This is a genomic window from Cyclobacterium qasimii M12-11B (assembly GCF_000427295.1).
GTDB lineage: Bacteria > Bacteroidota > Bacteroidia > Cytophagales > Cyclobacteriaceae > Cyclobacterium > Cyclobacterium qasimii.
The window spans coordinates 87,278-103,507 of record NZ_ATNM01000193.1 but is presented as its reverse complement, the minus strand read 5'-3'; the positions used below and the strand labels follow the sequence as shown (position 1 = coordinate 103,507).

At 38.7% G+C, this 16,230-nt stretch carries 12 protein-coding genes and 1 pseudogene; 10 read left to right on the top strand and 3 right to left on the bottom strand.

Going from position 1 to position 16,230, the window contains the following annotated elements:
- Positions 1-351 precede the first annotated feature (351 nt).
- The 6 genes from ADICYQ_RS23990 (at position 352) to ADICYQ_RS23970 (ending at position 4,675) form a co-directional block, all read left to right on the top strand.
- Positions 352-804, top strand: a complete 453-nt coding sequence (locus tag ADICYQ_RS23990; RefSeq protein WP_020891535.1) for a DUF937 domain-containing protein — start codon at positions 352-354, stop codon at positions 802-804.
- Positions 805-835: 31 nt separating this feature from the next.
- Entirely contained in the window at positions 836-1,243 is a 408-nt protein-coding gene (locus ADICYQ_RS23985; RefSeq protein WP_020891534.1) for a DUF4332 domain-containing protein, read from the top strand.
- A 123-nt stretch (positions 1,244-1,366) separates the two neighbouring features.
- A complete protein-coding gene (locus ADICYQ_RS23980; protein WP_020891533.1) occupies positions 1,367-2,896 on the top strand; it encodes a helicase HerA-like domain-containing protein in 1,530 nt (509 codons plus the stop codon).
- Positions 2,897-2,920: 24 nt separating this feature from the next.
- Positions 2,921-3,949, top strand: a complete 1,029-nt coding sequence (locus tag ADICYQ_RS23975; RefSeq protein WP_020891532.1) for an aminoacetone oxidase family FAD-binding enzyme — start codon at positions 2,921-2,923, stop codon at positions 3,947-3,949.
- A gap of 55 nt (positions 3,950-4,004) precedes the next feature.
- Positions 4,005-4,145: an NAD(P)/FAD-dependent oxidoreductase gene (locus ADICYQ_RS30980; RefSeq protein WP_020891531.1), complete on the top strand. Its 141-nt coding sequence runs from the start codon at positions 4,005-4,007 to the stop codon at positions 4,143-4,145.
- 182 nt (positions 4,146-4,327) lie between these two features.
- Positions 4,328-4,675, top strand: a complete 348-nt coding sequence (locus ADICYQ_RS23970; RefSeq protein ID WP_020891530.1) for a hypothetical protein — start codon at positions 4,328-4,330, stop codon at positions 4,673-4,675.
- 114 nt (positions 4,676-4,789) lie between these two features.
- Here the strand turns inward: ADICYQ_RS23970 and lhgD are convergent, their stop codons facing one another.
- Together lhgD and ADICYQ_RS23960 are read right to left on the bottom strand one after the other, a co-directional pair.
- Positions 4,790-5,989, bottom strand: a complete 1,200-nt coding sequence (gene lhgD / locus ADICYQ_RS23965) for an L-2-hydroxyglutarate dehydrogenase (protein WP_020891529.1) — start codon at positions 5,987-5,989, stop codon at positions 4,790-4,792.
- 114 nt (positions 5,990-6,103) lie between these two features.
- Positions 6,104-6,784 carry a VLRF1 family release factor gene (locus ADICYQ_RS23960; RefSeq protein WP_020891528.1) on the bottom strand — a complete coding sequence of 227 codons (681 nt, stop codon included), beginning with the start codon at positions 6,782-6,784 and terminating at the stop codon, positions 6,104-6,106.
- A gap of 259 nt (positions 6,785-7,043) precedes the next feature.
- Here ADICYQ_RS23960 and ADICYQ_RS23955 point away from each other — a divergent pair, with 259 nt between their 5' ends.
- Positions 7,044-8,237: a Gfo/Idh/MocA family protein gene (locus ADICYQ_RS23955; protein WP_020891527.1), complete on the top strand. Its 1,194-nt coding sequence runs from the start codon at positions 7,044-7,046 to the stop codon at positions 8,235-8,237.
- 176 nt (positions 8,238-8,413) lie between these two features.
- Positions 8,414-10,591, top strand: a complete 2,178-nt coding sequence (locus ADICYQ_RS23950; protein ID WP_020891526.1) for a DUF5916 domain-containing protein — start codon at positions 8,414-8,416, stop codon at positions 10,589-10,591.
- A gap of 13 nt (positions 10,592-10,604) precedes the next feature.
- Here the strand turns inward: ADICYQ_RS23950 and ADICYQ_RS23945 are convergent.
- A pseudogene (locus tag ADICYQ_RS23945) lies at positions 10,605-11,550 on the bottom strand (phytanoyl-CoA dioxygenase family protein).
- 156 nt (positions 11,551-11,706) lie between these two features.
- Between ADICYQ_RS23945 and ADICYQ_RS23940 the strand changes: the two are divergent.
- Entirely contained in the window at positions 11,707-14,199 is a 2,493-nt protein-coding gene (locus tag ADICYQ_RS23940) for a PIG-L family deacetylase (RefSeq protein ID WP_020891523.1), read from the top strand.
- 96 nt (positions 14,200-14,295) lie between these two features.
- Positions 14,296-16,017: a sodium:solute symporter family protein gene (locus ADICYQ_RS23935; protein ID WP_020891522.1), complete on the top strand. Its 1,722-nt coding sequence runs from the start codon at positions 14,296-14,298 to the stop codon at positions 16,015-16,017.
- Positions 16,018-16,230 lie beyond the last annotated feature (213 nt).

Genomic DNA, 16,230 nt, shown 5'->3' with positions numbered 1-16,230 from the left:
ATTGTTAATTATATCCAATAATATTGTAATGATACAAAAGCCTTCCATCTAAGGATAAAAGAAAAACATTGGTGAAATATTTAATTGGCCAATGAGAAGAAAGAAATTATCTTAGATAGATTAGCTATTTTTATAGCCTATCTGTAAATTAACAAATGTATATGTATTTGAAGCTGGAACAGTTATTGTTTAAGGTAAAAATATAAATTGATCCTCTCTTATATAAGGTATTGTCGTATTGATCTTTAGTGTTAGCACTGACCGGCTTACAAAAATCGGGTTTATTTTTGAAGTACAAAATAAACTTATAAATTACAGGTTCAAATACTAATTCACATAAATAAAATACATATGATTTCATCACTTTTAGAAAACCTATCACCAGAATTGATTTCAGGCTTGACCGAAAAGTTTGGTCTGGATCAAAGCAAGGCTTCAGAAGCAGTTAGCACGACCAAGAACAGTTTGTTTGAAAGTTTAACAAAAGAGGCAACTGGAGGGAATTTTGATGGAATTCTTGGAATGCTTAACACAGGGAGTGGGTTGACCTCAAATCCTATGTTTAAAAGTATCTTAGGAAATCTTACAGGTAGTTATGCATCTAAATTGGGCCTTTCTCCTGAAATGGCCATGTCTATAGCTTCCTTTGTTTTACCAAAAGTTATTTCCGCCATCTCCGGTTCAAAAAGTGGAAATATAGAGAAAACTGATTTGGTTTCAATGTTGGGTCAATCCTCAGGAAAAGCCATAGCCGACAAGGCTTCAGATCTACTTAAAGGTGGTCTAGGCGGTTTGTTCAAATAATACTTTATTCATTAAACTTAATTATATCAATATGTCAAATTCTATTAGCAAAATTGAGGGAATAGGCCCGGTAAATAAAGAAAAGCTTTCTGCAGCAGGAGTGATCACTGTTGAGAATTTACTTGAAAAAGGAGCTGGAAAAAGTGGACGTAAAGAAATTGCCGCTGCAAGTGGTATAGATGAGAAAATAATTTTGAACTGGGTAAATATGGCCGATTTGTTCAGAATCAAAGGAATAGCAAGTCAATTTGCAGAATTGCTAAAAGCTGCGGGTGTAGACACTGTTAAAGAATTGCGTACAAGGAATGCTGAAAACTTACATCAAGCACTAGTAAGTACCAATGAAGCCAAAAATTTAACCAATGCAGTGCCAGCACTGTCTAAAGTGACGGATTTTATAGAGCAAGCCAAGAGCTTGGATCCTGTAGTGACCCACTAATTCAAGAAAACTTTACCCTAATTTTGTGTTGTAGCACCCTATCGTGCAAACTTCATTTCGGGTTAGACCTTAATGTGATTTATTGGATCGCATTAAGGTTTTTTTATATTAACGACAAAATTGATGGAACAATTAGACAAGTTCAAAGAGCATATTAACCTTGGTTATACCTTTAAAAAGGATTCCTTTATCCTTGGTACAGGTATGCTTGATAAGGTAGCACTCAATGGTGCACAAGTTAAAATTCCCCTCAAAACCCTAAACAGGCATGGCTTAATTGCTGGTGCAACAGGAACAGGTAAAACGAAAACCCTTCAAGTAATAGCCGAACAACTTTCATTGAAAGGCATTCCTTCTGTTCTCATGGACCTTAAAGGTGATTTGACTGGATTGGCTTGTCCAGGAACCAACAATGAGCACATAGAAAAAAGGTCTGCAAGCATTGGTATTCCCTACGAAGCTACTGGCTTACCTGTGGAATTAATGTCTATAAGCAATGAAAAAGGAGTCAAGCTAAAAGCTACGGTATCTGAATTCGGACCTGTGTTAATGGCGCAAATTTTGGATTTAAACGATACTCAATCTGGTATCTTGTCCCTGGTTTTTAGGTACTGCGACATGAAACATCTTCCTTTATTGGACTTGATGGACCTTAGGAGTATTCTGAAATATGCCATCAATGAAGGAAAAGAAGAAATCACCAAGGAATTTGGCGCTGTTTCCTCAAGTTCTGTCAATACCATCCTCCGGAAAATTATTGAGTTAGAGCAACAGGGAGCGGATAATTTTTATGGAGAACGTTCTTTTGAGGTAGAAGATTTTGTCAGACAAGAATCCGGTAAAGGAGTTGTTTCTATTATAAGATTGACTGACATTCAAAATCGTCCCAAGCTTTTCAGTACTTTTATGTTGAGCTTGCTATCGGAAATTTACGAAACATTTCCTGAGCAAGGTGACCAGGAAGCGCCTAAGCTCTGCCTTTTCATCGATGAAGCACATTTGGTGTTTTCAAATGCCAGTAAAGACCTCTTAGAAAAAATTGAGGCCATTGTAAAACTTATACGCTCCAAAGGTGTGGGTATCTTTTTTTGTACCCAGAGTCCCACAGATGTTCCAGATGAGATTTTAGGACAATTGGGATTAAAGGTGCAACATTCCTTGCGCGCTTTTACTGCCAAGGACCGTAAAGCAATTAAAAATGCAGCTGAAAATTACCCAATATCTTCCTTTTATGATACGGCTGATATTTTGACTGCCATGGGGATAGGCGAAGCATTGGTGACGGTATTGAATGAAAAAGGGATTCCAACCCCTCTTGTTCATACCCTTCTGAGGGCTCCTGTGTCAAGAATGGGTATATTAAGTCCAGATGAAATTGACCTGCAAGTAGGTAAGTCTAGTTTGATAAAGAAATACAATGAACCAATCAACAGAGAGAGTGCTTTCGAAATTTTAGAGAAGAAAATCAACAATGCTGCCCCTGAAAAGGAAGAATTGGAGACCCCTTCTAAAAGGCAAAGGAAAGCTTCGGCTGCTAAAGATGTTGGTTTTTTTGAATCCCTAAGTAAAAATACCATGGTGAGGCAATTGGGAAGGACATTTTTCAGAGAATTGACGCGGGGTATTATGGGATCCCTGAAAAATAAAAAGTGATCATTAGGAGGCTGAAACAGTAAAGTGGAAAAATTAAAGGTTGGAATAATAGGAGGTGGTGCCTCCGGTTTTTTTGCGGCAATCCAAGCTGCTAAGAATGGTGCAGAAGTTTATTTATTTGAAAAAAGCAGTAAAGTACTGTCAAAAGTATTGGTTTCAGGGGGAGGTAGGTGCAATGTAACCAATGGCGCCAGCTCTACCTCCGAGTTTCTTAAAGGGTATCCACGAGGTAACAAGTTTATGAAAAAGGTTTTCAAAAGCTTTAATCCTAAGGATACTGTTTACTGGTTTGAAAGCAGAAGGGTACCATTGAAGACAGAGCAAGATGGCAGGGTATTTCCAGTGAGTGATATGTCCTCAAGTATTGCAAATGTTTTACAGGAAGAGGCTCAATCTTTTGGAGTTAAAGTGGTTTACCAATTTGGTATTCAGGAAGTAAAAGTGGTTAATGGCAAGTTTTTGCTCAAATCTGCGAAAGATAACAGAGAGGTGGATAGATTGGTAATTTGCACTGGCGGAAAACCCAAGAAAGAAGGCTATACCCTGGTAGATCAGCTTGGACACAGTATAAACCCGCCCATTCCATCCCTTTTCACCTTCAATTCTCCCTCATCTGAAATCATTGCACTTAAAGGATTAAGTGTTCCCAATGGCCATATCCGATTTGAAGGCAGTCAGTTACAATATTCTGGCCCAATTTTGATTACACATTGGGGAATTAGTGGTCCTGCGGTTTTAAAACTTTCTGCTTTTGGTGCAGCATGGCTGCACGAGAATCATTACGAAGCGACAGCCCTTATAAAATGGCAAGAAAATTTTACCGAAGATGGACTAAGGGCAGAACTGTTAAGTTATAAAGGAATGCATCCATTAAAGAAAATTTCCACAAATCCTCTTTTCGGATTGCCGGGTAGGCTGTGGGAATTCCTTACTGAGAAAGCTGAAATTGATCAAGAATTAAGGTGGGAGGCAGTAAATAAGAAAAAAATCAATAAATTAATTGAAAATTTATTCAGATTTTCCTTAAAAAATCTCAGGAAAAACTACCTTTAAGGAAGAGTTTGTTACTGCTGGTGGGGTATCGCTTAATGAGATAGACCCAAATACAATGGAAAGCAAGTTGGTTAAAGGATTGTTTTTTGCAGGTGAGGTCATTGATGTTGATGGTATCACTGGAGGGTATAATTTTCAAGCAGCCTGGAGTACAGGATTTTTGGCTGGAAATGCGTCAAGTTTAACTGGGCAATAGGATTTTATATTTTTTCTAAGGGATCAATGCAATTACCGGAATAGAAATCAATCAATTTGGAGAATAAACCACTGTAAACCTTGTATTTAGTAGGAGATAGCAATGAATGACTAATTTTTGTAAGGATTCCATTTCGTAGTAGTATGACTATTGCCTATATTGGTTTCAACTAAATAACAGCTATGGAAGGTAATTTTATTAACATCGATTTTAACAAGATCGAGGAAATGGTAGAAGATGATTTGGATTTCCGAAACCAATTGTTGGATGCAATAGAGATTGCAATTGAAGAATTAGAGGGGGCTTATATCAAAGGTGTTGATGAGGAAGACTTGGAATGCATCAAGCAAGCAAGGCATAAAATAAAGCCTACTTTGGGTCTGTTTGGTTTAAAACGCCTTACCAATATTTTGGCTAACGGAAAGAAGATGTTGGAAGAAAATGGTTTTGCCAATAACATGGAAGCACATTTGGTGGAATTTAAAGAAAGCACACAATCAGTCCTTTGTGAAGTGAGGAATTATAGATAAGTTTCTTGATTCCCTTGGAAGCAATGAAATAATAAGGCCTCTTTCTTTTTGAAACCAATGGTAAATGCTCAATTAGCTCTTGCTTAAGTGTATTCCATAAGGGCTTTTAATTCTTTAAACTTTTTGTAAAGCAAGTTCACTGATTTTATCCGCTATGGACAGTGCACTGGTGGCTGCAGGAGATGGCGCATTAATTACATGCACAGCTTTAGCAGTTTCCTGAATAGCAAAGTCATCCAATAATCCACCTTCCCTGTCACAAGCCTGGGCCCGAACACCGGCTCCTCCTGATACAAGATCGGAAGGCACAATCTCGGGGATCAATTCTTGCAAGGCTTTCGTAAATGCCGCCTTAGAAAATGACCTTTTGTATTCTCCTAAACCAGTTTTCCAGTATTTACCAGCTACCTTTTGTAAGCCCGGCCAGGTAACAGCATCCAAAAATTCTCTAAGGTCAAAGTCAGTTTTTTTATAGCCTTCTTTTTTGAAGGCCAATACTGCGTTAGGTCCAGCCTCTACGCCTCCTTTTTGCATCCTTGTAAAATGAACGCCCAGGAACGGGAAGTTGGGGTCTGGCACAGGATAAATTAAGTTTTTAACCAGGTACTCCCTGTCTTTTTTTATCTTAAAATACTCTCCCCTAAATGGGATGATTCGTATTGGTAGAGGATCTTTTTCAAGCATACCCGCCACCTTATCTACATAGAGTCCTGCGCAATTGATAACCACCTTAGTACTGATTTCAGAACTTGAAGTAATAATAGTGATGGTGTTGTTTATCTCTTTAATATCCAGTACCTTATGATTGAATAAAACAACCCCTCCTAAGGCTACAAAGTTTTTCTCGTAGGCCAAGGCAACTTTCTTATAATCCACGATTCCTGTTTGAGGAACGTGCAATGCACCAACTCCATGACAGTGTGGTTCGAGCTCTTTTAATTCTTCCATCGAGATAGAACGAACGCCTTCAAGGCCATTTTGCAAACCTCTTTCGAGTAGGCGATTCAATTGTGGCAATTGTTCTTCTTTTGTGGCAACGACCACCTTGCCTGTAATTTCAAATGGCAAGTCATTTTCTTCACAGAATCGAATCAATTGATGGTATCCATCAATGCAATTTTTGGCTTTTAGACTTCCAGGGGCATAGTACAATCCAGAGTGTATCACACCACTGTTGTTTCCTGTTTGGTGGCTGGCCACTTCTGGTTCTTTTTCCAAAATGGCAACTTTCAATTCAGGTCTTTGCTCTTTTATCTTTAATCCAGTGGCCAATCCAACGATTCCACCGCCAATAATTGTAATATCGTAAAGCATAATTCTATTTTCTTAGAGGGCAAATATACACAGTAGATTGATAATTTTTTTCCGTAGCTACCATTTTACTTTTCTTAAATAAGCACTAATTGCTTTTAGGGTGTTTACAGAATACTACCAATTGTCATCTTCTTCAGGAGCTTGTTGTTCTTTGTCTTTGTATGCTGAAAAATAATCTGGATTTTTTTCAGCAATTATTAAATTCGGACTTTGCAGTAAATCATTGATCTCCAGCAATTTTCCATAACCAGGCTCCTGTATATGAGCCGGTACTTTAAACAGCCTGGGATCATCTTTCTTCAGTTTACCTTCTTCTGTAAACAGGTAGGGCCAAAGCGTTTTGGAGCAGGAATAAGCAATATAATCTACAGGGTATTTGTTGAGGTAATCTGAAAGTTTCTCATTAATATCGTTGAAAAACTTTTCTGAAGCTTCTAGTCTAACTCTTGAACCAGCCCTGGATTTTCCTTTGGTTTTCAAATATTTAATTTGACTTTTTCCCTGCTTCTTTCTAACCATATAGGCTCTAATGACCTTGTGCTCTGTATTGGTCCCTTCTTCAAAATATCCCAATGCAGCTGTTCCTGACCTGATCAAGAAAACAATCCAGTTCTTTTCAACTTTGGCAACTCCATTCGTTTCGGTATTATAGGACAAAGAAAAAGGCAACCACAGGTCTCCAACTATTTCTTCCTGGTCATAAATGCGAAGTTTATGCCTTGAAACATCATAGTTCAAGTCCAGCTTTCTTGCTATAACCCAGTCTAAGAATTTCTCAATGTTGTTAATAATCATTAATTAATATTGGAAACGTGTATTTTTAATAGAACAGTCTTGCTCATTTTATTGAACAAAATACCATCAATTTACCATTGCTATTGGCCTTTAAATGCCTTTCAAAATTAGACATAAAGATTGCATAATGGGTTAATTTTATGCACTGATTTTTGTACATTTAGTGATTTACCGTAAATATACGATTGGTTTACTGTTGTATTAGATGTTGAATAGTTACATTATCTTTTATTGATGATTTAACCCAAAATAGATACTTATGAATATTGCCATGCTTGGTTCGGGGTTTATTGCCCGTTTTTATGCTGATACGCTTCATGCCCAGAGAAGGTTGGATAGGATAATTAGTGTTTATTCCAGAAATGAGGAAAACGCCAAAAGATTTGCCGAGGACTATGGATTGGACATTTATGGTTCATCGATGGAAGAGATCATCAACAATGAAAAAGTAGATATAGTAATTATTTCCTTGCCAAATCACTTGCATGAAGGGGCTGTAATGGCCTGTGTGGAAGCGGGAAAAGCAGTGCTTTGTACTAAACCTCTTGGCAGAACGGCCAATGAAGCCAAAAGAATGCTTGATGCTGTTGAAAAAGCAGGGGTTTTTGCCGGCTATTTAGAGGATCTTTGTTATACACCTAAGTTTTTGAAGTCCGTAGAAAGTGTAAATGCAGGAAGCCTGGGAAAAATATTGTGGACTAAATCCAGAGAAGCCCATCCTGGCCCTCATAGTGATTGGTTTTGGGACAAGGAACAATCAGGAGGGGGAGCCATTATAGACCTTGGTTGCCATTGTGTGGAAATAGGAAGAAATTTTATTGGCAAGGCTGTTCGTCCGGTAGAGGTAATGTGCTGGGCAGATACACAAGTGCATCCCATTGATGCTGAAGACCATGCCATTGGCTTAGTGAAGTATGAAAATGGCGCCATTGGTCAATTTGAAGTCAGTTGGACTTTTAGAGGGGGAATGGATTTAAGAGATGAAGTAATGGGTACTGAAGGCACGATCTGGCTGAATAGTTTTCTGCGTACAGGTTTCGACATGTTTACGACAGGAAAAGGAGCCAAATACATTGCTGAAAAGGCCGAATCAGATTCAGGATGGCTGTTTCCTGTGGGAGATGAAGCACATGAACTTGGTTATCCACACATGTTTACAGACATGTTTGAAGCCATAGATAAAGGTACAGCACCCAGGGAAACGTTTTATGATGGTTACATCGTAAATGCCATTCTAGATGCAGCCTTTTTGTCTGCCAAAAGCAAACTTTGGGAACCAATAATCATTGAGGATTGGAGAGGGGATGAGGCTCCGGATGAAAAGAAAAATTTCACCAGTCATGATGCGGATTATTTTTTAATCAAGAAGGAAACTTTACCCAATGGAGATGAGAAACTTATCCTAAAACACAAAGAAACAGGTAAAGTAATTCAAAAGACTACTAAAGCTTAACCATTTATATGCCCATTTCGCTATCAGTATAATATCAGGTGTAATTTAAAAAAACACAGGCTGCAAAGCCTAGTTTTTGTATTATTTAGGTTATTATTGCGCTTTTATATTAAATATTTTATTTATTACTGGTCAAATGCTCCCTTTATAGTTTTGGCGGTAAGCGAAATTTTGTCATGCGGAAAAGTTTTATTTTATTATTAGTCATCCTTTTTGCCATTCCCGGAATGGCGCAAAAAATTAACGATGCTTACAGGTTAAATATAAAAAGAGCCAGTTCTCCGGTTTTAATAGATGGGGTTGTAGACGAGCAGGCTTGGGCAGATGCTGAAGTGGCCAAAGATTTTTACATGATCCTCCCTATGGATACCAGTTATGCAGAGGTGAAGACAGATGTAATGATGACCTATGATGATGATCGAATTTATCTGTTGGTGATCAATTACCATGGAGAAAATGATCCCTATTACGTAGAATCTTTACGTCGGGATTTCTCATTTGGTAAAAATGACAACTTTTTGCTTTTCATGGATACCTTTGACGATCAGACCAATGGTTTTTCCTTTGGTGCCAATGCTGCAGGAGCACAGTGGGATGGGATCATGTATGGAGGAGGAAGCATAGATTTAAGTTGGGACAATAAATGGGTTTCTAAAGTTCAGAATTATTCTGATAAATGGATTTTTGAAGCCTCTATTCCCTTCAAATCCATAAGGTATAAGAAAGGAATCAAGGAGTGGGGTATCAATTTCAGTCGTAATGACCTTAGGTCAACAGAGAAATCCTCCTGGGCTCCCGTTCCTCGTCAGTTTCCTTCTGCCTCTCTTGCCTATACAGGTATTTTGGTATGGGACGAAGCACCACCAGAACCAGGCATGAATGTTTCTGTGATTCCTTATGTGATGGGCGGCATGGTAAAAGACAATGTCAGAGAATTGCCATCAGATTATCAGAATAGAGTAGGTGTGGATGCTAAAATAGCAGTTAGTTCCTCTTTAAACCTTGATTTGACAGTCAATCCTGACTTCTCACAGGTGGAAGTAGATCAACAAATTACCAATCTTGATCGCTTTGAATTGTTTTATCCTGAACGTAGACAGTTCTTCCTTGAAAATGGTGATTTGTTTTCAAGTTTTGGTTATGAAACGATCCGCCCTTTCTTTTCGAGAAGAATTGGTCTAAATGCACCCATTGAATTTGGTGCACGTTTAAGTGGTAAAATCAACAAGGATTGGCGAATTGGTGCCATGAACATGCAGACAGGTGAAGTGGGAGAAACAAATACTCCTGGTCAAAATTTCACCGTTTTGGCTGGCCAGAGAAGGATCGGACAAAGATCAAATATCGGGGCAATTTTTGTCAACCGAACCAATATCGGGGCTTTACCTACAGGTGGAGATAATCCTGGAGACCCTATTGCCAGTTACAATAGAAACGCAGGTTTGGAATACAATCTTGCTTCCTCCAATGGCAAGTGGGCAGGAAAGGCTTTCTTCCTTAAATCCTTTAGTCCATTAAAATCAAATGAAAGTGCGGTACATGCTGCCAATATCAGGTACCTGGGTGGTAACTTGATTTGGGAATGGAAACATGAGTATGTGGCGCCAAATTACCTTGCCGAAGTAGGTTATGTACCTAGGAATGGTTACTACAGAATCAATCCCAACGCTTCCTATTTGTTTTTCCCTAAAAGTAAATTAATACTTCACCATGGGCCAACGATCAACACTTCCCTGTTTTACGACATGGACATGGAACAAACAGACAATATCACAGAACTTTCCTATGGCTTTAGGTTTAGAAGTCAAAGTATATTGACAGCAAAATATGCTTATAACCACATTGTATTGCAAAGGCCTTTTGATCCTACCAATTATAGTCAGTTTACCCTTGATGCCTATACAGAACATCAATGGAATTCTTTTGGGATGGAATACATTTCAAAGCCACAAAGCCTTTTCACCTATACCCTAACGTCTCAATACGGCGGGTACTTTGCTGATGGTGAACGTTTTAATATTGCAGGTGAGTTGGGCTATCGCTTTCAACCATATGTAGGCCTTTCTATCACAGGTAATTACAATAAAATAGATTTGCCAGAGCCTTGGGGCAATACGAAATTCTGGCTTGTAGGACCAAGAGTGGATGTAACCTTTACCAACACCCTGTTCTTTACTGCCTTTGGTCAGTACAACGAACAAATTGACAATATTAACCTTAATACCAGGTTCCAATGGAGATTTAAACCTGCATCTGACCTTTACCTGGTTTACACTGATAATTATATACCTGCTCCATTCTATGTTAAAAATAGAACGCTGGCATTGAAATTCACTTATTGGTGGTCATTGTAAAAATATTTGGGAGTTACCACGGAGTAGCTCCCAATAATTTTTTACCCAATGGGCTGAGTTCCGCTTGTGGGTATTTGGTTTGTTCCCATTTTCTAGGGTCTCCAGGAAAAGCATAGCCTTCTGGAGAAATTCTATTTTTCCAGGAAGAAATCCTCCAATTTCTCATCTCTTCATTGTCCTCTTCTGCAGGCATCATTGAAATGTATTGCGCCATCCTAACTTTATTATCACTGAGGTTTGGCCTGATACCATGAGGAAGTTTGCTGTTGAAAAATCAACAAATCTCCTTCCATTAACTTAACTTTTGTCAACTCAAATCCACTGGTGTCTGGTTTAAAATGATCCCGGTCTTTTGGCTGGTCTTTTTTCCAGGTTTCATAATTCCGGTAAAGTTCCGGTATGCATTGAAAACCACCTACATTTGTATCATCTTGATTGTTTAAAGCTACAAGTCCTTGTACATTTTGAGGATTGGTCTCAGGATCGTAATCCCAGTGGATAAATCCCTTGAACTCAAACCCAGGCCTGGAAGGCAGGTTTAGGTTGGCCCGGTCTATGGTTACCCATAGGTTTTCCATTCCCCAGATGTCTGAAAAAGCTTCGTAGACTTTTGGATATTGCCGTATATCCCATAAGTACTGGTGGTTGTAAACCTCTACCATTCCACTATTGGTAAGTTCTTTCATTTCCATTTCATTGGATTGCCTGGCATACCAGGTAGAAAGGTCGGCTGGATCTTTCTCTTCAAATTCCCATAACAACTTGGACATCCTGTCTGTCAGAATTTTTGGTACAGCTTGGCGAAGGATCACATAACCGTTTTGGATCCAGAAATCCCAATCTGATTCTGTTAACACTTTTAAAGGCAAGCCATTGGACCTGTCGTTTAAATGATGCTTGCTTGAATAGGAAGTTGAAGGATTGCCTGGTATAGCTTTGTGAGTTTTATTTTTGGCCATAGTGGGTTTTTGTTTTACAAACCTCTATAAGGTAGCATTTTAAACTTTATTCCACAATATCACAATAGGAGTAACCAATTTCTTAGCCTGATCTGCCTATATTTCCATTAATATAATTTAGTTTTAGGTTAACTAACACAATGCTTACTTTTAACTATGATACCAAAATCCACGAAGCTAGCCTACCATCGATCCATAGGCCTCTGCTTACTCATACTATTCAGCATTTTTTTAACAAGCTCCTTAAAGGCACAAAGTAGCGCTACCATATACCATGGCCTTTTAAAGCTTAAAGAAACCAAAAGGATTCTTTATGTAGCAGCGCATCCAGATGATGAAAATACGAGGCTGATTGCTTACCTGGGCAATGAGGAAATGGCTGAAGTGGGTTACCTTTCACTTACCAGAGGGGATGGCGGTCAAAACCTTATAGGAAAGGAACTGGGCACAGAACTAGGGATGATCCGGACGCAAGAGTTATTGAAAGCCAGAGAAACAGACGGAGGTAGACAGTTTTTCTCCAGGGCGATTGATTTTGGTTACAGTAAAAATCCAGACGAAACGTTAAATAATTGGGATCGTGAAAAGCTTTTATCCGATGTGGTTTGGGTCATTCGAAAATTCCAACCTGACATCATCATTACCCGATTCAATACAACACCAGGAATTACCCATGGTCACCATACAACCTCTGCTATAATTGCAGGTGAAGCTTTTAAAGTTTCTGGCGACCCATCCGTTTTTCCCGAACAGTTGACCCAAGTTGAGCCATGGGCTGTCAAAAGGATTTTTTGGAATGCATACAACTGGGGGGGAGTGTATGAACCAAAGCCTGGGAAGCAATATTATGAATTCCCGGTAGGGAAATTTAACCCTTTGCTGGGAATGAGCTATTCACAAATAGCCGCCAATAGTCGTACCATGCACAAATCTCAGGGTTTTGGGGCTACAGCCGATATCGGTGAAGGAACAGACTTTATTGAATTTGTAGATGGATTGGCTTATACCAAATCACCTTTTGAGAACATTGAAGAAAGGTGGAAACAATTGGCAAACGGGAAAGTCATTACCCAAAAGATAGCGACTTTGGTTAAAAGTTTTGATTTCGTGGAACCGGCTAATAATGTCGGACAGTTGATTGAAATCAGGAAAGAGTTAAATAAGGTTCAAGAAAACTTACCATGGGTCAAAGACAAGCAATTACTTGTTAATCAATTGATAATGGAGTCCATAGGGTGGAAGGCCTTGTTTCTTTCTGACACTGAATTGAATTATCCTTCGGGTGCTATCAAGGGTAAAATCATACTCAATCAGGTCACAGAAAACCAAGTAAGCTTACAATCTTTCAGCGTTTTTGACCAGACTTTTTCCTTTAAAACCAATTTGATAAACAATCAGGCAATCGTGAAAGAGGTATCCTTTGAAATTCCATCGAACCATTTAAATTCTCAGCCCTATTGGCTTAGAAATGAACCTGAAGACAACCTTTATACGGTTACAAATCAAGAGATGATTGGGAAGCCTTACAATGCGCCAGCCATAGAAGGTATTTTGTCCTTTACCTTAAAGGGGGAACAATTTGATTTAGCCATACCGCTTCAATACCGTTACAATGATCGGGTAAGTGGCGAAATTGTTCAGCCATTTAAAGTAGTTCCTGAAGTTGCAGTAGAAGTAGTGCAAAACAATGTTTTCTTAATGAATAAAACGCCAGGAATCCTGGATGTATTTGTAAAGTTTGGTAATGACATAAAGGATGGCCAATTACATATAGGAGGATTAAATGGTTCAGATTTCACAGTAAAGGATAAATCTATTGATGAGAAGAATAAGACCATCCATTATCAAATTGAGTTGAAGAACATAAATGGTGAAGAAAAATCTTCCCATAAAATTTACTATGAAACTACGAATGGTGAGGTATTTCAAAAAGACACCAAACGTATACTGTACCCCCATATTCCCAACCTTACCTATTTCCCTGACGCCACGTTTAATTTAATAAGGCTTAACATGGAAGTCAGCAATCAAACCATTGGTTATATTCAAGGAGCAGGGGATGATGTTCCAGGAATTCTCAGAAATTTAGGGTATTCAGTGGAAATAATTGAAGACGCTCAGTTGGGATCAGATTTATCAAAATACACAACCATCATTTCTGGAATCAGGGCATTTAATGTTAATCAAGCGCTGGCCACAAACAGGGATGCTTTAATGGAGTATGTTAAAGATGGGGGCAACCTTATCATTCAATACAATACGAGTGCTTCACTTTTGAGCAACGAATTTGGGCCTTATCCATTGACTTTGTCCAGAGACAGAGTTACTGTAGAAAATTCTAAGGTGCAGGTTTTGCTTAAGAATCATCCTGTCCTTAACAGCCCCAATAAAATTGATCCTTTAGACTTTGAAGGCTGGGTACAGGAGCGAGGTTTGTATTTCCCAGGTAATTGGGATGAACATTATCAAACCCCACTATTAATGCAGGATCCTGGTGAATCCCCTTCCAAAGGAAGCTTACTTATTACCGATTTTGGGAAAGGCACCTATACTTATTCAGGTATTTCCTGGTTTCGGTTGCTTCCTGCAGGTGTACCGGGAGCGATCAAACTATTTGTCAATTTAATTGAACAAGGTAATGAAGAATAGTAAGGAATATCAAAACTGGAACCGTTTGTATTGGCTTCAAATTGTGGTTTTGGGAGTTATAATTGCCGCTTTGTATTGGTTAACTAAATATTTTTCATGAGTTATCTGGATTGGACTATTCTATTTGGAACCCTGCTGCTCATAGCAGGATATGGAATTTATAAAACGTACGGGCCAAAGGACATGGACAAATATATCCGTGGTGGCAATGACATGAATTGGCTTACCATTGGTTTATCAATAATGGCGACCCAAGCCTCTGCTATTACCTTTTTGAGTACACCCGGGCAAGCCTATTCTGATGGCATGCGCTTTATTCAGTTCTATTTTGGCTTACCTGTAGCCATGATCTTTATTTGCGTGTTTTTCCTACCCATTTACTATAAACTTAAGGTATATACCGCCTACGAATTCCTCGAACAACGATTTGACTTGAAGACAAGAACTTTGACCGCTAGTCTATTCCTAGTACAGAGAGGTTTAGCAGCAGGTATTACCATCTATGCTCCTTCCATAATCTTATCCACGCTCTTGGGCTGGAACCTAACCTTTACCAATATTTTTATAGGTTGTATTGTGGTGATTTATACCGTTTCTGGTGGTACCAAAGCTGTCTCTGTGACCCAAAAGCACCAGATGACTGTAATGATGGGAGGCATGGTCCTGGCTGGAATTATTGTCATTCAAATGATACCGGTTAGTTTCACGGAAGCCTTGCATGTGGCTGGTAAAATGGAGAAGCTTAATATCGTCAATTTTGAGTTTGATTTGTCTGATAGGTATAACTTTTGGTCTGGATTTACAGGTGCTTTGTTTCTATTCCTTTCCTATTTTGGAACAGATCAATCGCAGGTGCAGCGGTATTTGAATGGAAAGACACTGAAGGAGAGTAGAATGGGGCTTATGATGAATGGCTTTTTAAAGGTACCCATGCAATTTATCATCCTTTTTATTGGGGTGATGGTGTTTGTATTCTACCAATTCTTTCAGCCTCCCGTTTTCTTTAATACCATTCAATTGGATAAATTAAAGCAAAGTGAATATTTGGATGAATTCAATGATTTGGAACAAGAGTATACCAATATCTTTGAAAGTAAAGGGCAGAGCATCGATGGATTGTTGGGAGCCATTGAAAAGGAAGACCAAGCAGCTGTTGACCAATACACGGACGCCATTAGTGGGCATTCTAAAGCACAAGAAGAAGTAAGGGACAAGGTCAAGGATTTGATTGTAAAAAATGATCCATTGGCAGAAACCAGAGATACAGATTATGTATTTATGCGCTTTGTGATGGATTACCTTCCTCAAGGGGTAATTGGATTGCTTTTCGCAGTGATCTTTAGTGCCGCCATGTCTTCCACAGCATCAGAACTGAATGCCCTTTCTTCGACTACTACTATTGATATCTATAGAAGGTCCATCAATAAAAAGGAAAGCTCACATCACTACATGAAATCCTCAAGGTGGTTTACCGTACTTTGGGGCGTATTTGCGATTCTTTTTGCTACTTACGCTACCTTGTTTGAAAACCTTATTCAAGCCGTAAATCTTTTAGGCTCTTTGTTTTATGGGAGTATATTAGGGATTTTTATGGTTGCCTTTTTTATGAAATGGGTAGGAGGGAGAGCAGTATTTATCGCTGCCATCATTACCGAAATGCTTATCCTTACGCTTCATTATTTCAACGGGAAAACGATAGGAGACATCAGCATTGATATAGGGTTTTTATGGTACAATGCCATTGGCTGTTTGTTGGTAATGGCGATTGCTGCTATTTTGAACTTGTTTATCCCTAAGCCAGAAAAACTAAATAACTAATAAAGAATGGGTAAAGGGATAGCTCAGTTATAAAAAAAATAGAATTTCGTATAAATGACAATTCGAAAAATAACAAGTCTTTAAATTATAGCCTTAGATTCGAAGCCAAAGCCTATTAAAAAATTTGGGTGTATTGTTGCCGATTCATAGCAACAATACACCCAAAATCTTTAGTTCGATTAACGATTTAATGTACTTGTCTCCCGGTAGTAG